27 protein-coding genes are annotated in these 26392 nt (G+C 39.3%); 16 read left to right on the forward strand and 11 right to left on the reverse strand.

The genetic code is table 11. From position 1 onward, the window contains the following. Positions 1–63: 63 nt before the first annotated feature. Entirely contained in the window at positions 64–1395 is a 1332-nt protein-coding gene (locus tag I5M19_RS00750) for a pseudouridine synthase (protein ID WP_200063052.1), read from the reverse strand. Between the two features lie 220 nt (positions 1396–1615). Between I5M19_RS00750 and I5M19_RS00755 the strand changes: the two genes are divergently transcribed. The 3 genes from I5M19_RS00755 (at position 1616) to I5M19_RS00765 (ending at position 7202) form a co-directional block, all read left to right on the forward strand. Next, positions 1616–2422, forward strand: coding sequence for a lytic transglycosylase domain-containing protein (locus I5M19_RS00755; RefSeq protein ID WP_235985733.1), 807 nt, complete (start codon positions 1616–1618; stop codon positions 2420–2422). 231 nt (positions 2423–2653) lie between these two features. Then, a complete protein-coding gene (uvrA, locus tag I5M19_RS00760; RefSeq protein WP_200063053.1) occupies positions 2654–5494 on the forward strand; it encodes an excinuclease ABC subunit UvrA in 2841 nt (946 codons plus the stop codon). 202 nt (positions 5495–5696) lie between these two features. Then, on the forward strand, positions 5697–7202 hold the full coding sequence (locus I5M19_RS00765) for an NAD(P)H-hydrate dehydratase (protein ID WP_200063055.1): 1506 nt from the start codon (positions 5697–5699) through the stop codon (positions 7200–7202). Between the two features lie 197 nt (positions 7203–7399). Here I5M19_RS00765 and I5M19_RS00770 read toward each other — a convergent pair whose 3' ends face one another. The 3 genes from I5M19_RS00770 to lipA are packed head-to-tail and all read right to left on the reverse strand — an operon-like array spanning position 7400 to position 9714. Further along, positions 7400–8254: an anti-sigma factor gene (locus I5M19_RS00770; protein ID WP_200063057.1), complete on the reverse strand. Its 855-nt coding sequence runs from the start codon at positions 8252–8254 to the stop codon at positions 7400–7402. A gap of 3 nt (positions 8255–8257) precedes the next feature. Next, complete coding sequence (locus tag I5M19_RS00775) at positions 8258–8809, reverse strand: RNA polymerase sigma factor (protein WP_200063059.1); 552 nt, start codon at positions 8807–8809, stop codon at positions 8258–8260. A gap of 26 nt (positions 8810–8835) precedes the next feature. Further along, entirely contained in the window at positions 8836–9714 is an 879-nt protein-coding gene (lipA, locus tag I5M19_RS00780) for a lipoyl synthase (RefSeq protein ID WP_200063061.1), read from the reverse strand. Between the two features lie 142 nt (positions 9715–9856). Between lipA and I5M19_RS00785 the strand changes: the two genes are divergently transcribed. Continuing rightward, on the forward strand, positions 9857–10258 hold the full coding sequence (locus I5M19_RS00785) for an OsmC family protein (RefSeq protein WP_200063063.1): 402 nt from the start codon (positions 9857–9859) through the stop codon (positions 10256–10258). A 67-nt stretch (positions 10259–10325) separates the two neighbouring features. On the opposite strand, the gene ytxJ is transcribed toward I5M19_RS00785, so the two are convergent. From ytxJ to I5M19_RS00800, 3 genes are all read right to left on the reverse strand, one after another. Continuing rightward, positions 10326–10655 carry a bacillithiol system redox-active protein YtxJ gene (gene ytxJ / locus I5M19_RS00790; RefSeq protein ID WP_200063065.1) on the reverse strand — a complete coding sequence of 110 codons (330 nt, stop codon included), beginning with the start codon at positions 10653–10655 and terminating at the stop codon, positions 10326–10328. Positions 10656–10903: 248 nt separating this feature from the next. Further along, positions 10904–11392, reverse strand: coding sequence for a 6,7-dimethyl-8-ribityllumazine synthase (gene ribH / locus I5M19_RS00795; protein WP_200063067.1), 489 nt, complete (start codon positions 11390–11392; stop codon positions 10904–10906). Between the two features lie 86 nt (positions 11393–11478). Further along, the gene (locus tag I5M19_RS00800; protein ID WP_200063069.1) at positions 11479–12156 is read right to left on the reverse strand and encodes a tetratricopeptide repeat protein; all 678 of its coding nucleotides are present in this window, start codon (positions 12154–12156) and stop codon (positions 11479–11481) included. A gap of 142 nt (positions 12157–12298) precedes the next feature. Between I5M19_RS00800 and recF the strand changes: the two genes are divergently transcribed. Together recF and I5M19_RS00810 are read left to right on the forward strand one after the other, a co-directional pair. Next, on the forward strand, positions 12299–13399 hold the full coding sequence (gene recF, locus I5M19_RS00805) for a DNA replication/repair protein RecF (RefSeq protein WP_200063071.1): 1101 nt from the start codon (positions 12299–12301) through the stop codon (positions 13397–13399). Further along, positions 13392–13682, forward strand: coding sequence for a DUF721 domain-containing protein (locus tag I5M19_RS00810; RefSeq protein ID WP_200063073.1), 291 nt, complete (start codon positions 13392–13394; stop codon positions 13680–13682). The genes recF and I5M19_RS00810 overlap by 8 nt, the downstream gene beginning before the upstream one ends. On the opposite strand, the gene I5M19_RS00815 is transcribed toward I5M19_RS00810, so the two are convergent. Both I5M19_RS00815 and I5M19_RS00820 read right to left on the reverse strand, forming a co-directional pair. Further along, positions 13669–13872, reverse strand: a complete 204-nt coding sequence (locus tag I5M19_RS00815; RefSeq protein ID WP_200063075.1) for a hypothetical protein — start codon at positions 13870–13872, stop codon at positions 13669–13671. The two genes, I5M19_RS00810 and I5M19_RS00815, sit on opposite strands and share 14 nt — an antisense overlap. A 127-nt stretch (positions 13873–13999) precedes the next feature. Continuing rightward, positions 14000–14419: a nucleoside-diphosphate kinase gene (locus I5M19_RS00820; protein ID WP_200063077.1), complete on the reverse strand. Its 420-nt coding sequence runs from the start codon at positions 14417–14419 to the stop codon at positions 14000–14002. A 131-nt stretch (positions 14420–14550) separates the two neighbouring features. Between I5M19_RS00820 and I5M19_RS00825 the strand changes: the two genes are divergently transcribed. From I5M19_RS00825 to I5M19_RS00845, 5 genes are read left to right on the forward strand one after another with little or no spacing between them, the layout of a single operon-like run. After that, positions 14551–15561 carry a DHH family phosphoesterase gene (locus I5M19_RS00825; RefSeq protein ID WP_200066060.1) on the forward strand — a complete coding sequence of 337 codons (1011 nt, stop codon included), beginning with the start codon at positions 14551–14553 and terminating at the stop codon, positions 15559–15561. 7 nt (positions 15562–15568) lie between these two features. Continuing rightward, positions 15569–16486 (forward strand): FKBP-type peptidyl-prolyl cis-trans isomerase, encoded by a 918-nt coding sequence (locus I5M19_RS00830; RefSeq protein ID WP_200063079.1) that lies wholly within the window; start codon positions 15569–15571, stop codon positions 16484–16486. A 52-nt stretch (positions 16487–16538) separates the two neighbouring features. Beyond that, a complete protein-coding gene (locus I5M19_RS00835) occupies positions 16539–17531 on the forward strand; it encodes an FKBP-type peptidyl-prolyl cis-trans isomerase (protein ID WP_200063081.1) in 993 nt (330 codons plus the stop codon). Positions 17532–17583: 52 nt separating this feature from the next. Continuing rightward, on the forward strand, positions 17584–18351 hold the full coding sequence (locus tag I5M19_RS00840) for a TatD family hydrolase (RefSeq protein WP_200063083.1): 768 nt from the start codon (positions 17584–17586) through the stop codon (positions 18349–18351). Between the two features lie 37 nt (positions 18352–18388). After that, positions 18389–19408 carry an asparaginase gene (locus I5M19_RS00845; RefSeq protein WP_200063085.1) on the forward strand — a complete coding sequence of 340 codons (1020 nt, stop codon included), beginning with the start codon at positions 18389–18391 and terminating at the stop codon, positions 19406–19408. On the opposite strand, the gene I5M19_RS00850 is transcribed toward I5M19_RS00845, so the two are convergent. Further along, positions 19405–20115, reverse strand: coding sequence for a LytR/AlgR family response regulator transcription factor (locus tag I5M19_RS00850; RefSeq protein WP_200063087.1), 711 nt, complete (start codon positions 20113–20115; stop codon positions 19405–19407). The genes I5M19_RS00845 and I5M19_RS00850 overlap by 4 nt on opposite strands. Next, complete coding sequence (locus tag I5M19_RS00855) at positions 20112–21131, reverse strand: sensor histidine kinase (protein WP_200063089.1); 1020 nt, start codon at positions 21129–21131, stop codon at positions 20112–20114. Before I5M19_RS00855 ends, I5M19_RS00850 begins: the two co-directional genes overlap by 4 nt. 231 nt (positions 21132–21362) lie before the next feature. On the opposite strand from I5M19_RS00855, the gene I5M19_RS00860 reads away from it, so the two are divergent. From I5M19_RS00860 to I5M19_RS00880, 5 genes are all read left to right on the forward strand, one after another. After that, the gene (locus I5M19_RS00860) at positions 21363–22178 is read left to right on the forward strand and encodes a DUF3108 domain-containing protein (protein ID WP_200063090.1); all 816 of its coding nucleotides are present in this window, start codon (positions 21363–21365) and stop codon (positions 22176–22178) included. 143 nt (positions 22179–22321) lie between these two features. Continuing rightward, positions 22322–23008, forward strand: a complete 687-nt coding sequence (locus I5M19_RS00865) for a DUF6134 family protein (protein WP_200063091.1) — start codon at positions 22322–22324, stop codon at positions 23006–23008. A gap of 17 nt (positions 23009–23025) precedes the next feature. Beyond that, entirely contained in the window at positions 23026–23646 is a 621-nt protein-coding gene (locus tag I5M19_RS00870; RefSeq protein WP_235985734.1) for an RNA polymerase sigma-70 factor, read from the forward strand. A 2-nt stretch (positions 23647–23648) separates the two neighbouring features. Next, positions 23649–24635: a FecR domain-containing protein gene (locus tag I5M19_RS00875; protein ID WP_200063092.1), complete on the forward strand. Its 987-nt coding sequence runs from the start codon at positions 23649–23651 to the stop codon at positions 24633–24635. A 20-nt stretch (positions 24636–24655) separates the two neighbouring features. After that, positions 24656–26392, forward strand: coding sequence for an STN and carboxypeptidase regulatory-like domain-containing protein (locus I5M19_RS00880; protein ID WP_200063094.1), 1737 nt, complete (start codon positions 24656–24658; stop codon positions 26390–26392).

The raw sequence follows: 26392 nt of genomic DNA on the forward strand, positions 1-26392 counted from the left end.
TGGGTTTATAATGCAAGTTAATAAAATCGGCAAAAAAAAGGCCCGAATTTCGGGCCGTTATTGTTAAATTAAATGTTTTAATTGTATCACTTCCTTTTCGTCCAGATAGCGCCAGCGCCCGCGTGGCAAGTCCTTTTTGGTAAGGTTGGCATACACGGAGCGGTCAAGCTTTACTACTTCATATCCAAGGTGTTCAAAAATTCGGCGCACAATCCTGTTTTTACCACTATGTATTTGTATGCCTATTTCCTTTTTACTACCCCCGGCTACATAGCTAACCGTATCCGGTTTAACAAAGCCGTCTTCAAGCTCCAAACCAAAGCCTATTTTATTAAGATCGCCCTGGGTAAGGTTTTTATTCAATTCAACCATATATAATTTCACCACGTTATTACGCGGGTGCGACAATTTATCGGCCAAATCACCATCATTGGTCATTAACAATAATCCGGTAGTATTTCTGTCTAAGCGCCCTACCGGATATATGCGTTCGCGGCTGGCCTTTTCAACCAAGTGCATTACTGTACGGCGTTCCTGCGGGTCGTCAGTAGTAGTAATATAATCTTTTGGTTTGTTTAACAGAACGTAAACCATTTTTTCGCGTTTCAGCGCCTCACCGTTGTAACGGACAACATCCTTTACCGGATCAATTTTATAACCCAATTCAGCCACCACTTCGCCGTTAACAGAAATTACACCAGCAATGATCAGCTCATCGGCCTTTCGGCGTGAGCATATCCCAGCATTGGCTATATAGCGGTTAAGACGGATAAGTCCGTTATCTTTTTCGACGGGCTTTTTACGGCTTCGCATAGTTTTGACAGGCGTATCCATAGCCGGGCGGTAACTGTCATCATGCTTTCTGGGTGCAGATGTAGTACTTTTAAAATCTTTTTTGCCAGTAGTTACACCAAACTTTGCATCCTTGTTCCCAAACTTACGTTCTCCGGAGCGTTCGCCACTAAAGCTTCTTTTAGGTTTATCGATATCGCTGTTTCTGCCGGAATAAGGTTTGCTTTTTGCCGGGAATGGCTTTTTTTCACCAAAAGCTGATTCGCCAAAATTTCTTTTAGGTTTATCGTCATTGGTACCACGGCCTGTATAAGGTTTACCTTTAGGGGCAAAGCTCCTTTTATCTCCAAATGATGAACTGTCCGCATTTCTACGGGGTCTGTCACTAATGGTATCTTTATTTTCAGAAAATGGTTTGGAGTTGTTTGATGTTGATCTCCTGTCTGTAGAGTAATTCTTTTTAAGGCCCGAATCGCGCGAGGCGTAAGGCTTGCCTGCAGATGCAGAATAGGATCTTTTTGGTTTATCATCGCCGTCTTTAGAACGGGCTGATGATCTTTTTGGTTTGTCGTCGCGACCACCGGTTGGTTTTTTAAATACCATAATTTTTTGTTTTGCGCTTTCGCAGCGTGAGCCTGCAAAAGTAGCATTTTTCAACGGAAATTGCAATTTTTTTCAATGGTTCAAAATCTGTGTTTAAACTGTTTAAACGCGGATTTTGAGCCGTTTTTAGTGTATTCAAAACACTATGTTATTGATAAGTGTTTGATAATGTGATTTATATAGCTACCTTTGCAGCCGCATTCTACCAAATGTTTAATTAATGATAAAAAAAGAAATGGGTAAAAAACACTTAATTACGTGCTCCGTAATATTTGTGCTGGTTATCATTTCCAGGCTAAACATCTTTAGTACCACGGCCGCAAATCCGGCAAAGCAGGTACGTTATGTAGCACCTGAACTTGTTAATACACAACCGCTCGTTGAGCCGGTTGTAGAGAACCATCCGGACTTTAATTTTGCCAATGAGGCTGTACCAACAGACATTGCGAAAGTTGATACTAAATTAAAAAAATCGCTTAAAAAGCACAGGTATAAGAACCTGCAAACTAACATTCTGCATATAAAAGCAGATAAAATGTTCCCGGTAATTGAGCCTATCTTAAAAGAGTATGGCATTCCGGAAGATTTTAAATATGTGCCGCTTGTAGAATCGGGTCTGCGCGAAGGTACTTCACCAAAAGGTGCAAGAGGTGCATGGCAGTTTATGCCGGGTACCGCCCGCAGTTATGGCTTAAAGGTGGGACATGGTGTAGATGAACGTTTAAACCTGCGTAAATCAACTATAGCCGCCTGCAAGTATATTAAAGATCTTTATAACGAATTTAACAGCTGGACTTTGGCCGCTGCTGCTTATAATAACGGATCGGTAAAACTGGAACGTGCAATTAACAAGCAAAATGAAGATAATTATTTCAGGATGACACTTAATCATGAAACCGGGTCTTATATCTATAAGCTCATCGCCATGAAGGCGATCATTAAGCATCCTAAAAAATATGGCTATAAAAATTACTATAGTTATTTACACAAAACACCTGAATGGCCTTTACTGGCCTTTAATAATTAGGTAATATTATATTACGGAGCACTTTTAAAAGGCCACCCCAATGGGTGGTCTTTTTTATTGGGCTGATTGTTGAATTTGCTTAGTCGCACACCTTAAATTTTACATTAAACAGGTAAGCCGGTGATTGCTAACCTTATGAAACGCTGTGTTTTTTACGTATATTTGCGAAAATTTTTAGTATTAATGTAGGGTGCAAACCATACAGTATCTTACCTGTTTCCTGAAAAACATATGAATGAAAAACCGCTTGATCTGGGTGAGCAAAGTGAAGTTGAAGTTTATGGCGCCCGAGTACATAATTTAAAAAACATTGATGTTTCTTTTCCGCGTAACAAGCTGGTGGTTATAACCGGTTTAAGTGGCAGCGGCAAATCTTCATTAGCGTTTGATACCATTTATGCTGAAGGGCAGCGGCGTTACATGGAAACATTTTCGGCCTACTCGCGGCAATTTATGGGCGGTATGGAAAGGCCCGATGTGGATAAGGTTTCGGGGCTTAGTCCGGTAATTGCCATTGAGCAAAAAACTACCAGTAAAAATCCACGCTCAACAGTAGGTACCATTACCGAAATATATGATTTTATGCGGCTGCTTTTTGCACGTGCAGGAGATGCTTACTCCTATACCACAGGAGAGAAGATGGAACGCATGTCAGAAGAGCAGATATTGCGCACCATCACCGAAAAATTTGAAGGCCAACCGGTTAATATCCTTGCTCCTGTAGTTAAAGCCCGTAAGGGGCATTATCGAGAATTGTTTGAACAGATACGCAAGCAGGGCTATCTAAAAGTTTATGTTGATGGTGCTATTGCTGATGTGGAGCCCAAAATGCAGCTTGATAGGTACAAAATACATGATATTGATATCGTAGTTGACCGGTTGGTAGTGAGCCAGAACGATAGTAAGCGTTTATATACTTCGGTACAGGCGGCACTCAAAATAGCCAAGGGCATTATCCGTATTGCAGATAAGGACAATAACGTAGCTTATTTTAGTAAATACCTGATGGATCCCGTATCAGGTATTTCTTATGATGAACCACAGCCGAATACCTTCTCATTCAACTCGCCTTATGGTGCTTGCGAAAAATGTAATGGTCTGGGTTATATTTTTGAGATCGACGAGGCATCAGTAATACCTAATCCTAAATTAAGCATAATTAATGGCGGGCTTGCCCCTGTAGGTGAATACCGCGAAACCTGGATATTTCAGGTATTAAAGGCATTGGGAAAAAAATATGAGTTCTCGCTATCAACCCCAATAGAAAAATTAAACCGAGATCAGCTGGATATTATTCTGAACGGTTCATCTGAAATGATAACCGTAGCGGTTGAATATAATAAGTGGAACGTACAAAGCTATCAGATATCATTTGACGGTATCATCCGTATGCTGGAGGAACAGCAGGGGCGACGTAATGATGAAGGTATGGACGACATGGAAAATTACCGTGTGCTGAAAACCTGCCCTGTGTGTGATGGCGCCCGTTTAAAAAAGGAATCACTTCACTTTAAGATAGATCATAAGAATATTTTCGAACTGGCCTGTATGGATATTACCACCCTTAGCCAATGGTTCACTGATGTGGAAGAACGATTGACTGAGCGGCAAAATGTAATTGCTAAAGAGATACTAAAAGAGATAAGGGCACGTATTGGCTTTTTGCTGGATGTAGGCTTAAGTTACCTTACACTTGACCGTACGGCTAAAACACTTTCCGGGGGCGAAGCGCAACGTATAAGGCTGGCTACCCAGATCGGTTCACAGTTAATGAACGTAATGTATATTCTGGATGAACCGAGCATAGGTTTGCATCAGCGTGATAACGAGCGTTTGATACATGCGCTTAAAAATCTGCGTGATCTGGGGAATACGGTTTTAGTTGTTGAGCATGATAAAGATATGATATTGGAGGCCGACTATGTGATTGATATGGGCCCCGCCGCCGGTGTGCATGGCGGGCAGGTGGTTGCCCAGGGAACGCCCAGGGAATTGATGAAAAAACATACGCTCACTACATCGTATATGAATGGTGAGCGCGAAATTGCCATACCTGAAACTCGACGGGTAGGGAATGGCAAGGTTTTATCTTTAAAAAAAGCTACCGGACATAACCTTAAAAAAGTATCGGTTGATTTGCCTTTGGGTAAGTTGATAGGAATAACAGGGGTATCCGGAAGCGGTAAATCCAGCCTGATCACCGAAACGTTATATCCTATACTTAATCATCACTTTTTCCGCGCTAAAAAACAACCCTTGCCTTATGATAAAGTAGAAGGGTTGGATAATATTGATAAAGTAATCGAGATTGACCAAACGCCGATAGGTCGTACCCCACGATCAAATCCGGCAACTTATACCGGTGTTTTCTCGGATATACGTAACCTTTTTGTAGCCCTGCCGGAAGCACGGATAAGAGGGTATAAACCCGGCCGTTTCTCATTCAACGTAAAAGGCGGCAGGTGCGAAACCTGCCAGGGTGCCGGCATGAAAGTGATAGAAATGAATTTTTTACCGGATGTACAGGTGCCTTGTGAGGAATGTGGCGGCAGGCGTTATAACCGCGAAACGCTGGAAGTTCGGTATCGTGGCAAGTCTATCAGCGATGTGCTGGATATGAGCATTGAAGATGCTACACCATTTTTCGAACATATTCCCTCTATCTACCGAAAAGTTAAAACATTATTTGATGTAGGTTTGGGTTATATTACTTTAGGGCAGTCATCCACCACGCTTTCCGGCGGGGAGGCACAGCGGGTTAAACTGGCTACCGAGCTTTCAAAAAAAGATACAGGTAATACCTTTTATATATTAGATGAGCCTACCACAGGTTTGCACTTTGAGGATATAAACGTATTGCTTGGTGTGTTAAACCAGCTGGTTGATAAAGGTAACACAGTGTTGGTTATTGAGCATAACCTGGATGTAATAAAGGTTGTTGACCATGTAATTGACCTTGGCCCCGAGGGAGGTTCAGGCGGTGGAAAAATATTATTCAGCGGTACTCCCGAAGGTTTATGTAAAGTAAAGGATAGCTTTACGGGTAAGTTCTTGAAAAAGGAAATGAAATAAACCCCGGATCAATGCTCAGCTAAAGGGGTATTTGTATAATAATGTCGAGATTAATGATGACGTTATATTTGATAAGTGCGAAGCAATGTTTGGAAGCGTCGGATCAAACAGTAATTGATTATTTGATCAGTAAATTATCGGTTAATAATTAGCGCATCGGTTTTTAATAAAACAAAACGCATAAATCCTATATTAGGATTATATGTTACCATTACTCGTATCCGGGCAAATTCGCGAAGCAGACGCATATACTATAGCACATGAACCCATAGCATCCATTGATCTGATGGAACGCGCCTGTAAGGCATTTGTGGGCTGGTTCATCAATCATTTTCAGGATAAAAATCAAACTATTTCCGTTTACTGCGGTACGGGTAACAACGGCGGCGATGGGTTGGCTATAAGCAGGTTATTATATGAGCATGGTTACCATCAACTGCATGTTAAAATAACCCGTTTCTCGGATAAGGCGAGCGATGATTTTAATGTGAATTTACACCGCTTAAAAGCCACCGGGATTGTAATTACGGAAATAACGCAAGCAGGCCGATTGTTGCCGGAAGAAAGCGAATTACTAATTGATGCCATGTTAGGCAGCGGCTTAAATAAGCCACTTGCGGGCCAATATAAAAAATTGGTAGAATATTTAAATGCATTGGATAAAACGATAGTAGCGGTTGATGTGCCAACGGGGTTTTTTTCTGAGGGCGAAATACCCACCGACGCTACGATATTAAAGGCTGACCTGGTAATAACATTTCAGCAACCGAAGATTAATTTTTTGCTGCCGGAGTCGGGCCCGTACATAAAATGTTGTGAAGTTGTTAAAATAGGTTTGAACGAGGATTTTATTAATTCGGCAGATACGCCTTATTATTATATTGAGCAGAAGGATATCAGGATTATGCTAAAGCCGCGCCATCGGTTTAGCAATAAAGGAACTTACGGGCATGCATTGATGGTAGCCGGGAAAGACGAAACAATGGGTGCCGCATTGTTATGCTCATCCGCATGTGCCCAGGCAGGAGCCGGATTAACCACCGCCTGCATACCTCAAAGTGGTTTAACTGCACTAAATAGTTACATGCCCGAACTGATGGCTGTTTTACGTAAAAAAAACGTATTGCCCGAAATTGAATGGGATAAATATAATGTAATAGGAATAGGCCCTGGTTTAGGAAAAGATGACAGTGCCTTAAAACTGTTAAAGGCTGTTATTAAAAACTATCATCAACCAATAGTTTTTGATGCTGATGCTTTAAATATGCTGGCAGAAAATAAGCCGCTTCTAAAAAAGATACCAAAAGGAAGTGTACTTACCCCTCATATGAAGGAGTTTGACCGTTTGTTCGGTAAGCACACCAGTTGGTGGCAGCGCCTGCAAACTGCCCGCGAAAAATCAATGGAATTATCAATAAACATAGTACTTAAAAACGATTACACTATAACCGCTACGCCGGAGGGAAAATTATACTTTAATTCTACCAGTAATGCTGCTATGGCCAGCGGGGGGATGGGCGATGTTTTAACCGGTATTATTACGGCTTTGATAGCGCAAAAATATTCCCCAGAGGATGCTTGTATTTTAGGTGTTTATATTCATGGTAAAGCTGGTGATGAGTTAGCGCTGCCTAACCGGATGAGTGTGGTATTACCCGGTACGCTTACCACCCAGCTACCTGTAACTATCGCAAAGTTACGTGCATAAAAAACGGATGCAAGTATCATACATCCGTTTTTAACTATTAACTGATCTTATAAAGAACAAAATACTTTCAAACTAACTATATATATGACGCATGGCCAATATATTAGTTACTACAACAAACAAGTTTTTTTTTAGTTTTTTTGGATATAAAAAAAACCGGCAGTGGTTATAGCCAGTTTGAGTTGTATACTTTTAGGTTATAATTTACCTATAACAACCATTTCGTCCATAGTAGGATTTATACTTCCACCCCTTGGTTCAAGCGTTACTGCAAAAGCCTCAGCTGAAGCTATTGGTTTCATTTCTTTAATAAGAGCTGTATCGTCTCCCGGGTTAGCCGTATCAAATACGCCTAAGTCAACAGGTTTTCCTGCTACTAATGCCCAAAGCTGATACTGATGTTGCTTGTCGTATTTCGGAAGTTTCATGCTTTTCATATCCACCATCACTTTTTTGTTTGCAGGGTTCCATGCTACAGTCATTGCTGATGAAGGTGTTTTGGGCATACCCTCCAGTTTAAGCACTTTAATGGATGGATCGCGGTACATATCCAGCTCGCGGTCCATTAAATTAACCCGGTTAGCAAACTGTTGCTTTTGTTGCAATACGGCAGTAAGCTGCGAATTTGAATCCTGTAGTTGGTTATACAGGTTCACCAGTGCAAATGTACTTACCACTAAAAGGGCTAAGCAAGCGGCAAAAGCATATTTGTAAAAATTAGTTGATTTACCTGTATGCAGTTGCGCAACATTATGATCATCATCTTCAAACTGTTCCTCGTCGGTATGTTTGCGGGGCTTTGTAAATATTGTATCATCCCCTAAGTTGATCAGTAAACTGTTTAAAACCTTATTTCGTAATGCCTCAGATGGTTCAATTGCATGCTCGGCCGCATAAAATTCCATCGAAGTTTCAATTTCAGTGATCTCCGCCATAATGGCAGGATATTCAGAAGCCATTGTCTCCACTTGCAACCTTTCTTCCGGACTTAAGTCGCCCAGAACGTAAAGTTCCAAAATCCCTGATTCAATATATGCTTTAATGTCTTCCACTTCTTAATTAAAATGTTTTCTGAGTTGCTGGATGGCCATTCTTAATCTTGTTTTAATGGTACCCAGCGGTATGCCAAGTTCTTCGGCCGCTTCCACATGAGTGTAACCTTTAAAATACACAAGATCAAGTATTGATTTTTGCTCAGGTTTCAGGGTAGATACCAAATCTCTGATTCCCAGCAGCTCAGGCTTGTAAATTGTATTTCTTTGTTCGTCAATGAAAGTTACGTTATTTTCAAGCTCCTGGTTTTTGTTTTGATTCTTAAAGTCTTTTGACCGTACCTTATCAATAGCGAGGTTACGGGCAATGTTTACCATCCAGGTAAACAGGCGGCCTTTGTCGCTGCTATAACTCGAAAAAGAGTGCCATATTTTTACAAAGGTTTCCTGCAGTACATCTTCGGCTATAGCGGTATCAGTGATAATACGCGATATTACGCCGAACAATGAAGCAGAATACATGTCGTATAATGCTTCAACGGCTATCTTTTCCCGGTTTCTAAGCGAAAGAACGAGCTCTTCCTCTGTTAATGATATTTTACGTTGCTTGCTCAAGTTGCCGTCAATATAGAAAGGAATAATTACATTTCAAATAAGTGTTTCTCAGCATGGTAAGACGAACGTACAAGCGGGCCGCTTTCAACATATTTAAAACCTTTATTTAAGCCCCATTCTTTATAGGCGCTAAACTGATCAGGATGGATCCAGTCGATAACCGGATGATGATTCCGAGTAGGCTGTAAATACTGCCCGAGTGTTAAAATATGCACCCCTGCTTCCAGTAGATCATCCATAGCTTGCAACACGTCTTCTTCCTTTTCGCCCAGGCCCAGCATAATGCCTGACTTTGTGCGAACGCCCGCCTGCGATATTCGTTTCAGGCATTCCAAACTACGGTCGTACTTGGCCTGTATACGTACCTCGCGGGTTAAACGGCGCACGGTTTCCAGGTTATGTGATACCACCTCCGGTTTTACGGCTAACACGCGGTCAAGGTTGTCCCAAATTCCGCGAAAATCGGGCAACAGGGTTTCTAAGGTAGTTTGAGGACTTTCTCTCCTAATAGCGTTTATGGTTTCCGCCCATATAATAGAGCCGCCATCTTTGAGGTCGTCACGGTCTACAGATGTAATTACACAATGTTTTACCTGCATTAGCTTTACAGAATTAGCTACCCGGTTAGGCTCATCCATATCAACCGCCAGCGGACGTCCTGTTGCTACCGCACAAAACGAGCACGAGCGCGTGCAAATATTACCTAATATCATAAAAGTAGCTGTACCGGCACCCCAGCATTCGCCCATATTAGGACAATTACCGCTCTCACAAATGGTATGTAATTTATGGGTATCTACTAATCCGCGTACGTGAGCGTACTCTTTCCCCACCGGAAGCCTAACCCTAAGCCAATCCGGCTTGCGTTGCGGCTGGTTAGCAGGCACTACAGGCAAATCAATCATAGGTACAAAATTAGTTAAAAATGTTATAAAAGCGTTAACCCATAAAATGCTTACAGTTAGTTGACCAACTAAGCCTTGTTACTAATGTTAAACTTTGCAATGTTAAAATGTTAAGCATATTTTTGTTCAAAAACTAATAACTATGGCAACTGTAGAAACAAAATATTTAGGTGGATTAAGAACCGAAGCTACTCATGTACAATCTGGGACTAAAATAATTACCGATGCCCCGGTTGATAATCATGGAAAAGGTGAAGCTTTTTCGCCTACGGATATGATGTCAGCATCATTAGCAAGCTGCATGTTAACCATTATGGGAATTGCCGCTAATTCGCATGGCATTGATATGGATAACACCGAATGTTCTGTTACTAAAATTATGGCTGCTGATCCCCGCCGTGTGGCCGAAATTGTGGTGAACTTCCGTTTCCCTAAAACTTATACAGATAAAGAAAAGAAAATATTAGAACGCGCCGCGTTAACCTGCCCTGTACATCTAAGCCTTAACAGCGACCTTAAAAAAACTGTCGATTTTGGCTGGTAGTAAAAAGCTGAATAAAAGTGCGCACATGTGTTTTACTTGTGCGCACTTTTATATACTATATAATGTTTTAAGCGATTACGCTTAAGGTTTCGTCAACAGAGATGCCACCGTGCGATTGGTCAAGTATGCATTCGCCGTCCTTTATAAGCAGCAATTGGGGCGATTCATGATAAACGTCAAATATGGTAGCTGCCATATTTGATATTTCCCGGTGCTTTATAAGATCTAAAAAATAAAGCGGCATATCATCCGGAAGATTTTCCCAATCGAGTTCAAATCGCCTTTTAGCCATCATGCTGATAGAGCAGCGTGTGCTGTGTTTAAAAATAAGACTGTAGCCTTTTTGTTCTTTAATAGCTTCAAGCTGCGCAGTTGTTTCCAGCGGTTTCCATTCCATAAAACAAAGGTAAGAGTATGCCCGTACTTAAAAGTAAATACATTGTAAAACCAGATTAGGTTTTAGGCTAAGCATAAAAAAATGACATTAAATTGTTAGCGGCTACGCGGATAAGATCCGTAAGCAGGGCAAAGCTTGTTAGAGCATGATGAAATACTCGTTGCCAGCGCCAATGCCAAAACAACTGCATAAAATACTTTTTTCATTTTTTGTTGTGAGTACATACAATTTATACGCTCAATAATAATTTATTGTTTCAGCAAATTCACCATTTTAACTGCTGTAACAGCTGCTTCATCGCCTTTATTACCATGCCTGCCGCCGGCTCTGTCAATCGCCTGCTGCTGATTGTCAGTAGTTAACACGCCAAATATAACAGGTTTTGAATGTTTTATTGCAACATTACTAATACCATTTGCCACTGCATTACAAATAAAATCAAAATGTCTTGTTTCTCCCTGTATTACACATCCCAGGCATATAATTGCATCAAGTTTCATATTTTTCAGCAACAACTCTGCACCGCTTGTGAGTTCAAAACTACCGGGTACTACATAAGTATGAATATCACCTGCATGAGCGCCGTATTTTATTAAGCTGCTGTAAGCGGCCTTATATAAGGCATTAGTAATTTCGGCGTTCCATTCAGCAACCACTATACCAAAGCTATATCCAGCGGCTGATGGTATTTCGGTGGCGGATGAAAAATCAGATAAGTTTTTTAATTGCGTTGCCATAGTATTACGAGTAAATATATAAATTGTATTAAATAAAAATGCCTGCTTTAAAGGCAGGCATTAAAAATATTTTTCAGGAAAAAAATTTATGATTTCGCTTCGCTGCGAGCTATATATTCTTCAATATTTTGAGCTTCTGCGCTTTGCGGATAATCTGTTTTTATTTTTTTATAGGTTTCAGCGGCATCTTTATTGTCGTTTTTAGCCTCGTAAACCAGCCCTAATTTCTTTAAATATAAAGGTGAAAGGAATTTGTTATTAGCCTTATCTATTGCTTTTTTGAAATAAGTTTCCGCTTTATCGTAATCTTTCAGTTCAACATACGCATCGCCGGCACAACCAAAAGCTTCCGCAGCAACCATTGCATCATCGCCACGATAATTATTTAAATTATCAATGGCTTTACGGTATTCACCTTTATTTAAATAAGCCGTGCCTAAATAAAAATAAGCCAGATTAGCTACTTTGGTATTACTGTATTCGCTTATTATCTTTTCGAAACCCGGATAGCCGGCATCTCCTTTTATTGCCTTATCCCAGTCTTTTTGTTCCCAAAAATTTTGTGCCACATACATCTGATTGGCAGCGGTAACTTCGCGCGGGGCCAGGTACAATTTTAAATAAGCAATATAAATTATTACCATTAAAACTATGGCGCCTGCTATGAACAATAAGCTTTTTTGATTTTCCTGAACAAAACTACCGCTCTTTTCAAAACTTTTATTCTCTGCTTTAGTTTTTGTTTTTACCTCGGTTACTGCCATTTGTAATTTAAAATTAAGTTTGCAAAAATACGGTTTTCAAAACTTTTAACAAATTAAATATTTAGCCTTTATTTTACCTGTTGGCGAATATGTTATTTGACCATTCATTCCGCCTAAAAAAGTTAAATTTGTATTTCCGTTTATGTATTTACAGCAAATATCTTTTATCAATTTTAAAAATTATGCCGAGGCTGAAATAGGCCTTAGTAAAGGTGTAAATGCCTTTGTAGGCAACAATGGTGCTGGTAAAACCAATTTGCTGGATGCAATACATTATCTTTCTCTGTGTAAAAGCTATTTCAACCCGATTGATAGTCAGCAGATAATGCAGGGTGCCGATTTTTTTATGATAAACGGAGTTTTTGACAAACAGGGAAAGAAGGAGGTGATAGCATGCGGAGTAAAGCGAAATCAGAAAAAGCAATTCAAGCGTAATAAAAAGGATTACCAGCGCCTGGCCGATCATATTGGCTTGTTGCCTCTGGTTATGATATCGCCATATGATATCAGTATTATTATTGAAGGTAGTGAAGAGCGACGTAAATTTGTTGATAATGTAATATCGCAAACAGATGGTAGCTACCTGGATGAATTGATTACTTATAATAAATTTTTGGCCAACCGTAATTCATTGTTAAAGCAAATTGCTGATACGGGAAGGTACGATGCCGATCTGCTGGCGGTTATTGATGAGCAACTTTGCATTTCGGGCACGCGTATATTTAATAAAAGGCGGGCTTTTATGCAGAAGTTTACCGAAATATTTAACCGCCTGTATACATTTTTATGCAACGATGCAGAACAGGTGGAATTAGTATATGAGTCAAATTTATTGCATGACGCGCTTGATATTTTGTTAAAAAGGAATATTGATAAAGACCGGGCTTTGCAGCGTACCACGGCCGGTATACATAAAGATGATCTGCAATTTAACATACACCAGATGCCTATGAAAAAATTCGGTTCGCAGGGGCAGCAAAAGTCATTTCTTATAGCTTTAAAACTGGCTCAATATACTTTTTTAATGCACACTAAGGGGTTTAAGCCCTTACTGCTGTTAGATGATATTTTTGATAAATTGGATGATGACCGGGTTACTAAATTGATGCAAATGGTATCGAACAATGACTTTGGGCAGGTTTTTATAACTGATACCAGTATTAGCCGGGTAAAAAATATTTTTGATGCTATTAATATTCAAATAAAATTATTTACCGTATCCGAAGGAAATATTTATGCGTAAAGCGAACGATAAGTCGATAAAGGATGCTATAGAGCAAATGCTGAACGTTTACAAAATAAAACGCAGATTTGACGAAACAGCAGTTATTGCTACATGGCCGCAATTAGTAGGTAAATCGGTAGCTAACCGAACAAAGGAATTATTTATACGCGATAAAAAACTGTTCCTAAGGGTGGAATCGTCAGTTATAAAAAATGAGCTGATGATGATACGCAGCCAGATTATAGATAAAATTAATGAAGAAGCAAAAATGGTGTTGATAGAGGAGATTATCTTCCTCTAAGGAAATGCATACGGCCCCTGCTACCCTGACGAAAAGTATCGTCCATTATTTCTGAAAAGGCAAAAAGGAATATTCCCGGAAAAATAAATGCAAACTGTGCTTCGGGGTGTAACCTGAAAATATTTAACGAGGATAAAATTATCGTCACTATTATGATGGAGTAGAGTACATATTTAAAAAGTGACTTCATTGGTAAGCTATTTCGTGATATATAAAGGCCTGAGCGTAAATATATAAACAAAAAAGTTTTAAACAAAAAAAAATATAAAAAAAGAGCGGTTGATAGTCAACTGCTCCTTTTTATATCGCTATTATTTTTAAAATTTTTCGAATGCAGAGAAGAAGAAATTTCCTTCGATTTCGGCATTCTCATCAGAATCAGAACCGTGTACTGCGTTGGCATCAATTGATTTAGCGAACAAATTTCTAATGGTGCCTTTTTCAGCTTTTGAAGGATCGGTTGCACCAATCAGGGTACGGAAATCAGCCACGGCGTTATCCTTTTCAAGTATTGCCGCTACTATTGGGCCTGATGACATAAATTTAACCAGGTTGGGATAAAAAGGTCTCTCTTTATGTACCTCGTAAAATTCTCCGGCCTTATCTGTAGTTAATAAGGTGTATTTAAGCGCAATAATTTTAAATCCGGCTTTAGTTATATGGTCTAAAATGGCGCCAATATGCCCGTTTGCTACAGCATCGGGCTTTATCATGGTAAACGTTCTGTTGGTTTTCATATGTTGTTTTTTTGATTGCTGCAATTTGCCGCAAAAATAGTTTTTTACAACTGAAACCTAAAGCGTTTACCGTGAAATAACCTGTTTGTATTTAATTAATTTATTTAGCTTTGCAACTCTTTTAAAAATTGATGTTGGATTTAGCTTCGCTTACTGAACTTTTAGCTCAGCCACAAAAAATAATTATTACTACCCATCATAAACCTGATGGTGATGCTATGGGCTCGTCCTTAGGATTGTATAATTATTTAATACAACAAGGGCATCATGCAAAAGTTATCACACCTACTGATTATCCTGAATTTTTGAGCTGGATGCCCGGGAATGAAGAAGTTATTATTTATACAGAAAACGTTGAGCAAAGCGAATTATTGATCGCCGCTGCTGATCTAATATTTTGTGTTGATTTTAATAGTCTTAGCCGTATTAATGAAGTAGGCGAGCTGGTAGGCAAAAGTGAAGCTTACAAGGTGATGATAGATCATCATCTGGAACCTGAAGATTTTGATGACTACCGGCATTGGAATATAAATGCATGCGCAGCTGCCCAGTTGGTGTACGATTTTATAGTAAACGAACTGAAACAGCCTGAATTGATTAATAAGGATGTTGCTACCTGCCTGTATACGGGTATTATGACGGATTCGGCATCATTCAGGCTGCCAAATACTACATCAGAGGTACACCGCATAGTAGCTGATTTAATTGATGCAGGAGCTGTAAACTGGCGTATACATGAATTGGTATACAACAGCGCTTCAGAAAATCGTTTGCGCTTTTTAGGGCATTGTCTAAGCAACTGTTTAGAAGTGTTACCAGAGTTTAATACAGCTATTATTTCCGTTACAAAAGCCGATTTGGATAAATATGACGTTAATACCGGAGATACAGAAGGAATTGTTAACTATGCGCTATCAATAGCAAGTATACGTTTAGCTGCCTTTATAGTGGAACGGAATGATAAGGTTAAACTTTCTTTACGTTCAAAAGGAGAGTTTCCGGCAAATGAGATATGTAAAAAATACTTTAATGGCGGCGGGCACCGTAATGCCGCCGGCGGCGCTTCAACAGATTCGCTGCAAGGTGTTGTTAGTAAACTAAAATTAATTTTACCCGAATACAAAAAACTTTTAATACAGTAAATAAAAAATGAGAAAGAACTTAATGTTTATTGCGATAGCGACCTTAGGGTTGGCGAGTTGCAAAGGAGGATTTAAACAGCTCGACGGAGGGGTGTTATATAATATCCATGAAGATAAATCGGGACCCACCATTCAGCCGGGCGATTTTATGAGCCTTAACCTGATCATGAAAACCGAAGGCGATTCGGTGTTGGGAAGTACTTATGAAATAGGTACCCCATCAACCAACGTAATGCCCAAAGAGCAGCGAAAAGGTGATATCACCGCCGCATTTTTAAAACTAAGCGAGGGCGACAGCGCAACTGTAAAATTAACTATCGATTCTATATTGAAAAAAGGAGTACCTCGTCCTCCGGGCATCAAAGGCAAATACATTGTTTATGAAGTTAAGGTAGAAAAGGTTATCCCTAAAGGTAATTTAACCGATTCTGTTTTTCAGGCAAAAATATCAGATTATCTTAAGGCTGAGGCCGATAAAATTAAAGCTGCTGAACCTGCTAAGCTTAAGAAATATGTTGAGGATAATAAGCTGAAGACCACTATTACACCTTCAGGTTTGCAATATGTGATTACTAAACCTGGTACAGGGCCAACTGCTGCTAATGGCGATACTGCCGTTGTAAATTATACCTGCAAATTATTAAGCGGTAAATTTATACAAAGCAGTATAAAGGAAGTGGCTATTAAAGAAAAAGCGCAGATTGATCCGAGGCAGCCGTTTGAGCCGATACATATTCCAATTGGCGAGGGCAAAGTAATAAAAGGTTGGGACGAAGGTCTGCTTTTATTAAACAAAGGCGCTAAAGCTACATTTATCATACCATCTAATTTGGCGTGGGATGAACAGGGTGCACCTTCAATACCACCGTATTCACCGGTAGTATTTGATGTGGAAATGGTGGATATTATTCATCCAAAAAAATAATTAATAAATCTTTATTAGCCTCCGGTATATTATGCCGGAGGCTTTTTATTATATGAAAAAGTCGATTTATATCTTATTGATCTGTTGTGCGGCCATCGCATCAGTTAATGCCCAGGATGTACAAAAAAACATTAACGGAACGTTATGCAAAATTGTATCCCCTAACAGTGGCGAAAAAATAAAGTTGAATGATGTAATAACTTTTAATGTTTCGCAAACCACCGAAAATGATTCTGTGCTTTTTAGCACTTACTTGATTGGCCAGCCGGTTAAGGTACAGGTGCACCCTTCGAGCAATCCTGGCGATCTGATGGATGTTTTTCAACAATTAACCGCTAATGATAGCGCCGTTGTTAAAGTGCCTGTTGATTCGGTTTTTAAAGGGCATGAAGATGCAATGCCGTCTTTTTTATCAAAGGGCAGTAATCTGTTGTTTAAACTGAAGATTGAAAAGGTACAAACATTAGAGGAGGCTATAAACGAGCGAAATGCCGAAACGGAAAAATATAAGGCGGCCCAAACTGCTTTAGGTGATGCATATATAAAAAGCCATTCACTTGTTGTGCAAACTACACCGTCCGGTTTAAAATATGCTGTTATAAAAAAAGGGCCTGGCCCCAAACCAGTAGCGGGCGATACGGTGGAAGTAAATTATACCGGCCGTACGGCCGAGGGGAAAGTTTTTGATTCCAGTATAGAATCTGTTGCTAAACAAGCCGGACTGGAGCAACCGGGCCGAACTTATGAGCCTATAAAATTTGTGGTAGGTCAACAGGAAGTGATAAAAGGATGGGATGAGGGGCTGCTTTTATTGAACGGCGGATCTAAGGCCACATTTATCATCCCTTCAGATCTTGCCTATGGCGAACGTGGGGCAGGTGAGGATATTGCTCCATATAGCACTCTTGTTTTTGATGTCGAGCTTATAAAAGTTATAAAGCCGGGTAAGGCAGCAGTAAAAGCGGTAGCCAAGCCGATAGTAAAACCTGCAGTAAAATCAAAAACACCTGCTAAAAAGCGGACTCCTGTAAAAACTAAAAACTAAAAAAATTAATAAGAAAGCCTTCCTTAAAAGAAGGCTTTCTTATTTTTACAGCATGGTATTAACAGACACACATACCCATTTGTATTATGAAACTATAGATGAAAAGCAAATAGCTTTGATGGATCGTTGTTTAGATAGCGGTGTATCGCGCTTATTTTTGCCTAATGTTGATGCAGCATCTGTTTTATTTATTAATAAGTTAGTAAATGCTTATCCTGCCAATTGTTATGCCATGCTTGGTTTACACCCCTGCTCAGTTAAGCCCGGGTGGGAGCAGGAACTGGATACAATTATGGCCGGTGTTGATCTGTTTAAGATATATGCCGTAGGCGAAATAGGAATTGACCTGTATTGGGATAAAACCTTTTTGGATGAACAGGTAGCTGCTTTTAAAAAGCAGATAAGTTTAGCTAAACAGTTGAATTTACCCATTGTGATACATTGCCGAGATGCCTTTAACGAGGTTTATGAAGTTTTACAGCAGGAAAAAGACGAAAAACTGCGTGGAATATTTCATTGTTTCACCGGAACACTAGAACAGGCCGAAAAGATTATAGATTTAGGATTTTATTTAGGAATTGGCGGAGTATTGACCTATAAAAATGCCGGTTTGGATAAAATTTTACCACAAATTGATTTAAAGAATATAGTTTTAGAGACTGATTCTCCGTACCTTTCACCCGTTCCGTTTCGGGGTAAACCGAATGAAAGCTCTTATTTAACATACGTTGCACAAAAGGTTGCGGAACTGCATCAAACAACTGTGGAGCATGTGGCGCAGATAACCACAGCAAATTCAAAGTTAATATTTGATGTATAAATAGGATATTTTATTTTTATAGTATAAACCTGATTTAATGAGCCAAATACTGATCATCTATACCGGTGGCACCATAGGTATGATGAGCGATCCTGTTACTAAGTCACTTGTCCCTATCAATTTTGAGCAGATAATGGATAATGTGCCTGAATTGGAAAAACTTAATTGTAAAATTAAGGTGCATTCTTTTGAGCAGATCATTGATTCCTCTAACATGAACCCCGCTGTGTGGAGCGAACTGGCAGGTTTAATTGAAGCTAATTACGACGATGTTGACGGATACGTAATTTTGCACGGATCGGATACGATGGCTTTTACGGCTTCGGCATTAAGTTTTATGCTGCAAAATCTTAACAAACCGGTAATTTTCACGGGTTCCCAATTGCCAATAAGCGCTGTACGTACAGATGCAAAGGAAAATCTGATGACAGCCATTGAAATAGCCAAGGCTAAAAAGAACGGTCACTCCCGCGTACCGGAGGTTTGTATCTATTTTGATTATAAGCTATTCAGGGGCAACCGCGCGTTTAAGTATAATTCATCCAAATTTGAAGCCTTCCGTTCGCCTAACTACCCTATTTTAGCAGAATCCGGGGTACATTTGCGTTTTAGTGCTAATGATATAAGGCAACCCGGCGAAGGGCCGCTTAAAGTGCATAATAATTTAGTGAGCGATGTAGCTGTGTTAAAATTATATCCGGGCATAAGCGCTAAGGTGGTAGAAACCATACTTTCGGCAGATGTACGTGGCATTGTAATGGAAACATTTGGGGCCGGAAACACCACTACCGATAGTTGGTTTATTGACTTGCTTAAGAACGCTATTGATAACGGAAAGGTTATACTGGATATATCACAATGTAAAGTGGGCACAGTGGAACTTGGCCGTTACGATACCAGCAAACAGTTAAAGGATATAGGCGTAGCCAACGGATATGATATGACCTATGAAGCTGCTGTAACCAAAATGATGTACCTGTTGGGCGAGATAGCCGACCCTAAAGAGGTTAAGGAATGCCTGGAGCAGGACCTGCGCGGCGAGCTTTCGGAATCTTAAAATATTCGCTGTCGTATCAATTGCATAAAGCCTTCCCGGAATTTTTCGCTGACGGGTATTTGCTTATTGCCGATATAGATATGGTTATCCTGAAATTTCCGGAGCAATTTGGTGTTAACAATGTACGAGTTATGTACCCGCACAAACGGGGGAGATAGCTGTTCATCAATATCTTTTAACCGGCGATATAGCAATATTTCTTCGTTAGCAGTTACCAGTCTTACATATTCCTTTTCACCCTCGAAATATAAAACTTCCTCCAATAGTACCTTTCGTAGTGTTTTACCCGATTTTACAAAAAAGTAGTTCGATTCATCCGGTTCTCCAGTTTTTTGAACAAGCGGAATTTTTTCAAAAGCGGCTTCTATTTTTTTTACCGATGCTAAAAAACGTTTGAGTGTAATTGGTTTAAGCAGGTAATCAATAGTTTGGTAGGTATAACTTTCAGCCGCATATTCGGCATATGCTGTTGTAAAAACTATGCGCGTTTCAGTGGGGAGCAAGCCTGCCAGTTCCATACCACTTAGCTGAGGCATGTTAATATCCAGGAATATAAGATCGGCCTGTTGCTTTTTAAAAAATGCAATCGCCTCAAGCGCATTATAACATTTTCCCACAAGCTGCCATCCTGTGGTTTGCCCAATAAGCACTTCCAATAAGTTTACCGCGTTTGGCTCATCATCAACTATTATGCACTTTAAATTCATATCATCGGAATATTTAAATATGCGGAAAAAATGCTGCGGGTGCTTTCTGTAATCAGTTCAAAATCTTTTTGGTATAATAATTCGAGCCGTCGGCGTAGATTCTCAATCCCAAACCCATTGAATGAATTATCCTTCTGCTTTTGAGGCAGGGTGTTCGTAGTGCTAAATATTAAACGATCATCTTTAATAAGTAAACTTATTTCAACCTTATTGGTACTGCTGGTTTTATCAATGCCATGTTTAAAAATATTTTCAACAAAAGTCATTAACAGCATAGGCGGAATACTTAAGGCTGCGTCGCAGTTTTTTGTAAAGCTGATTTCTATATCATACTTTATACGGATCTTCTCCAGTGCAATATAATTTTCAATAAATTGAATTTCGGTTGACAGGGATGTTTTTTGTTTCGGACTTTCATCAACAAAGTACCGCATAATGTCGGCTAAACGCTCAATAAGTCCGGCAGTTCGTGGCGCCTCCACGTAGGCTTCGTAATAAATATTATTAAGTGTATTAAACAAAAAATGAGGTTGCACCTGCGATTTTAGCAGATTAAGCTCGGCTTGAGTTTTTTGTGCGGCCATATCTTCCGCCTGTTGTTTTAAACTGAAATAAGCTATGGCAATACGAAAGATAAAACTCAGCAAAAATACCATTACCCCGCCTATTACAAAGCTGCTTACAGCTTTCCAATTCATTGGCTCGGGGTTTTTAGCAAATAAGGCGTTATAAATATTAAGCGTAATAACGGTTCTTATTAAGCCTACCGCAAACAGGAACAGAATAATCGCCAATACATATAGCGTTATTTTGCCTTTTTGATACAGCCGGGGGAACAGCCACGAAATATTACCATAAATAATTGCCGCGTAAAACGATGTGCTTAATATGGCGTAAACTATAGCTTGCGCAAAACCATCCATTGGCACCAGTGAAAGCATCACTACTAAAAACACGAATACCCAAACCAGCCATTGTAACTGTGTTATGGTTGGCTTGTCCTTAAACAATTGCATAGTTAAAATTACAAAGGATTTTTATAGTTAGCCTATTATTTAAACAGCACCCCGCAAATTTTCAATCGATACCGTTTTTTTCAATGGATGGGTTAAACATCTGTTAAAAGTGTACGCGTTTAAAAATTACCAGTGTTTATTAAATACTAATTACCAAGGATTGAAATGAATTTGAGCAGGACACTACACATTGCAGTTTTACGATAATTAATAACGTAATCTATTTAAATCATGAAAGCATCTTCACTCTTCATTAAAATTTTATATGTCACATTAACCGTGCTGTTCTTTTCCGGAAAGCCGCAAGTTGCCGCTGCGCAAACTGATACCATACGGATGGGCGATAAACGTTTTAATACTTCATCTTTAAAGCCGGGCTTAAGGCAATATCTGGTTTATTTCCAAAGTTCAAAAAAACCAAAGAGTTTGGTTTTTTGGTTATGGCTGCGTAATACGCAGATACAAACCAAAAACGGACAAAAAGTATTTGTAACTACCCAAAACTGGTATGGAAGCGATACTACAAGTTACCGTACGGTATATTCTATAAACAGATTAAAAGATTTTGCTCCTGTTTATCATTCAGAAACGGTGGCGGGTAAAAAGCGCTCATATAATTGGTCTGCCAGTAAAATTACCGGTGCCGACAGCGTGGTGCAAAATACCGTAAAAGATTTTTCGCTTGACTTTGCTGCACCAAACTTTAACTGGAACCTTGATATAGAAACTTTCGAGATGTTGCCGCTGGCCGCTGGGAAAATATTCGCCATTAATTTTTATGATGCCGGTTATGGTAAGCCTCAATATACTATTTATAAGGTAATTGGCAGCGAGGTGATAAGTACACTGGATAACCAACAGGTAGATTGCTGGAAACTATTTACCGAAAGCGAACATAATGGCGCACACTATACCGAAACTTTTTGGATAAGTAAAAAGGGCCATGAATTTTTAAAAGAAGAAGATAGCTTTGGTGGCGGCTATCGTTATAAAGTTAAACTACCCGGAGCAGCAGTAAATATTGTGAACCGTTTTGCTGAAAAATAAAGCAGGCTATATTTGATACTGAAAGCGATGACGTAAGCCATCGCTTTTTTTATATTTAGGGATAAAATTAAATTTTTTGAAATGGCATAGGGGTAAAACTGGCTGATGTTGTATTAAGGGGGTAAAACAAACATATACCTACCATGATACCAGCATTAATAATTTGGCTCTTTAAAAAATATGCAACACCGCTGCTCAACCGCCGCAGGCAAAATAAAAAATACACCAGCTTAAGATCAGTAAAAACAGTAACTGCTGTAATGTTAATGATGTTAACTTTAAGTTTACCGTTGTTCGCACAGGAGCAGACGGTGAAATATAATGTATTGAAAGGTAATAAAGTGGTGGGCTGTCTGGACCTTTATAAAAAGAGGAACGGCAACAACCTTTATCTTAAAATGATATCGGAAGTAAAAGTTAAATTTATATTCAGCATAAATGTTTTTTGTAATGAGGAATCATTGTTTCAGGACGGAAAACTGATGAGTTCGCATGTTTTACGCAAAGTGAACGGTAAAGAAAAAGCCAACCGCCAAACACTGGCTGCCGATGAAGGGTATAAAACTATAGCCGAAGGCAAAAGCGGCATTTTAAACGCAACTACCATTAACAATAATCTGATGTTATTGTATTGTTGTGAGCCTAAGGATAATGCTCAGGTATATTCTGATAACTTTCAGCAATTTTTAAGAGTGAAGCAAACCGGGGATCACGTTTACCGTATTGATCTGCCAGATGGTAATTACAATTATTATTCGTACACTAACGGAATTTGTAGTAAAGTTGACATTCATCATTCATTATATACTATCCAAATAAAACTGGTATAAAGCAGGTAAATATGGATATGACCATGAAAGCGGCTATATTTAACGCATATTTTCACCCTTTTAAAGTGGAATACAGCGATAGCACGGTCATCAATTTACTGAGGCAGGGAAGTGAGAAGGCGTTTGAAAAGGTATTTAAAGATCACTTTAAAAATCTGCATGCCTATGCCTTTACCTTTTTAAAAAATGATGAGTTGGCGGAAGAGGTAGTTCAGAATATTTTTTGCCGCGTATGGGAAAAACGCGAGCAGCTTAAACCCGATGGTTCATTAAAGGCATACTTGTACCGTGCTGTGCATAATGAATGTTTAAACTATCTTAAACAACAAAAAGTAAAGGCAACGTTCCAGGTGTATTATGCCGATCAAATGGAGCAAATGGAAGACCATTCTTCAAAAAATGTACTGGCAGGAGAATTAGAGCAGCATATTCAAAAGGCATTAAATGAGTTGCCGCAGCAGTGCCGTATAATTTTTCAGCTAAGCAGATTTGAACAGCTAAAATATCAACAAATTGCCGACCAGATGGGGCTTTCAGTGAAAACAATTGAAAACCAAATGGGAAAGGCCTTAAAACTGATGCGTATAAAATTGGCCGAATTTTTAATCATTCTGTTATTTATATTGATTAACCGGTAAACATGAGTAACAATAATATCCATATAACTGATGATGTGCTGGTAAAATACCTCGTGGGCGAAGCTACGCCCGAAGAGACCCGTGCAATTTTGGAATGGATAAGTACCGGCGATGCCAATAACAAGCATTACGAACAACTAAAGGCGATATGGGATCAAAGTTTGCTGGTAGCCGGCAACAGTACCGTTAACGAGGATGCTGCTTTTTTAAGGTTAAAAAGTCGCATTAACAAAGAGCAGTCGGTTGATGCCGGTAATAATAAAAAAATAAGGCCGATAAGATGGCTTGCAGTAGCAGCTTCTGTCTTGTTAATTTGTACTATTGGTTACTTCGCTGTTAATTACATTATTGGCAGCCGCGTAATGGCCTTAGTGAAGTTGCAAAGCAATAACCGGGTGCTTATTGATACGCTCCCTGATGGCTCTGTTATCACACTGAATGCTTTATCGAAACTCACCTATCCCGAAAAATTCAGTGGGGATATACGCTCAGTAAGTTTAGAGGGAGAGGCATTTTTTAAAGTAGCTCCCGATAAAGCTAAACCCTTTATTATTAAGGTTAATGATGTAACGGTTAAAGTGGTGGGTACGTCTTTTAACATAAAAAGCAGAAATGGGAAAACCGAAGTAGTTGTGGAGACGGGCATTGTAAATGTGAGGAAGGCAGATAACAGCTTAACCTTAAAGCCCGGTGAAAAAACGGAGGTCGCGAATAATAAGGACGCTTTAGTAAAGGAAACTGTGAACGGTAAATTATACAGCTATTATATTAACCATGAACTAATTTGCGATAATACGCCTTTGTATGAACTGGTGCAGGCGCTTAACCAGATATATCATGTTAACATAGTGATAGAAAATAAAGCCTTGATCAATTTGCCCATTACTACAGTTTTTAAAGATCAATCGCCAGATGAAATATTTAAAGTGATATCGGCCACATTTAATATTACTGTTCAGCACAGGGATGGCACCATTATTTTAAAGTAATAAAGCTTAATATCTAATTAATGTATCGTATTATACGCCTATGTGTTATTGGGATTGTTTTGTTATTCTCTGTGGAGATACAAACCGCCTTTGCTCAATCTATATTAACCCGTAACATCTCCATCCACGTTAAAAACATGCCCTTGGGGGTGGTGCTGAAAACGATGGAAGAAAAGGGGAAGTTCTATTTTTCATACAATAGCAACATCTTGAAAACGGATAGCCTAATTAGTGTTGATGCCGATAATCTTACCATACGGGATGTATTGAACCAGATGCTGCGTAGTCGTTTTGAATATAAAGAGACAAAAGATTATGTTATTTTACGATACGCACCGTTAAAACTATCATTAATTACAGAAAAGGCCATAACCGAAAATAACGAATATGTGATCACCGGATTTATAACGGATGAGCAAAACGGAAGAAAACTGCCTAATGCCAGTGTTTACGAAAAGAATTTACTGCAATCCACATTAACTAACGCTGATGGCTATTTTGAATTACGGCTCAAAAACGAAGGTGTGCAGGTGCATCTCACTATTAGTAAAGAGTTTTATAAGGATACCACCATTATTTTTTTGAACGATGTTAAAATAAATCGTCAGGTTAACCGCAGTGCTTTTTATTATGCGGTGAACAATGATTTTGAAGGGATAGAGACGACGTCGTTAGGTAAACTGTTTATCAGCACCCGGCAGCGGATACAATCGATGAATTTAAGTGGAATGATCGCCAATGCGCCGTTCCAGGCATCGGCAATTCCTAATGTAAGCACTCATGGTGAACTAAGCGGACAAATAGTGAACAAGGTATCGTTAAACGCCGTTGGCGGTTATAATGCCGGAGTTGACGGGGCCGAGCTTGGCATTATTTTTAACCTGGATAAAGGTAATGTACAGCATTTTCAACTTGCTGGCGCGTTTAACATTGTTGGAGGTACGGTTAACGGTGTGCAGATCGGAGGTTTATATAACAATGTTTTAGGTAATTTTAATGGGGTGCAATTTGCATTGCTGCATAACAGCATAAAGCACGATCTTAATGGTGTTCAATTCAGTTTATATAATCATGTGCGTGGCAGTCTATCTGGTATGCAGATCGGGCCGGTTGGTAATATCGCTAACGGTAATGTGAATGGAATACAACTTGCCGCTTTAGGGAATGTTGCCGGAGCTAAATTTTCCGGGATACAAATTGGAGGCGTTTTTAATTACGCCAGAAATTTGCGGGGCTTACAGATAGGACTGGTGAATATTGCAGATACCTCTTCGGGCTTTAGTATCGGGTTGATAAATATAGTACGGCACGGATATCATAAACTCACCTTATCCGCCAATGAAACGCTGAATGCAAATATTGCCGTAAAATCAGGCAGCGAAAACTTATATACCATTTATACCGCCGGAGCGCGGTTAAACAATAATAGTAAAATATATGGATTTGGCCTGGGTTTTGGAAACCTGATGCATTTGAGTAAGAGCTTTGCATTTAATCCGGAATTGAGCAGCAGGTATTTATATGAAGGAAGTTGGGACTATGCCAATTTTTTGAATCGTTTGGATGCTAATATCAACATTAAACTGAGCAGGTGGATTTCAATAACCGGTGGACCAGCATTAAATGTTTTTTATTCAAACCAGCAAACCTCTGTAAACGGATATGCCCTTGCACAGAACCTTCATCATAATTTACCATCCGATAACCGGAAACTTAACTGGTGGATAGGGTGGAACCTTGGTATCAATTTCTTTTGA

It is taken from the genome of Mucilaginibacter segetis, from assembly GCF_016522075.1.
Lineage (GTDB): Bacteria > Bacteroidota > Bacteroidia > Sphingobacteriales > Sphingobacteriaceae > Mucilaginibacter > Mucilaginibacter segetis.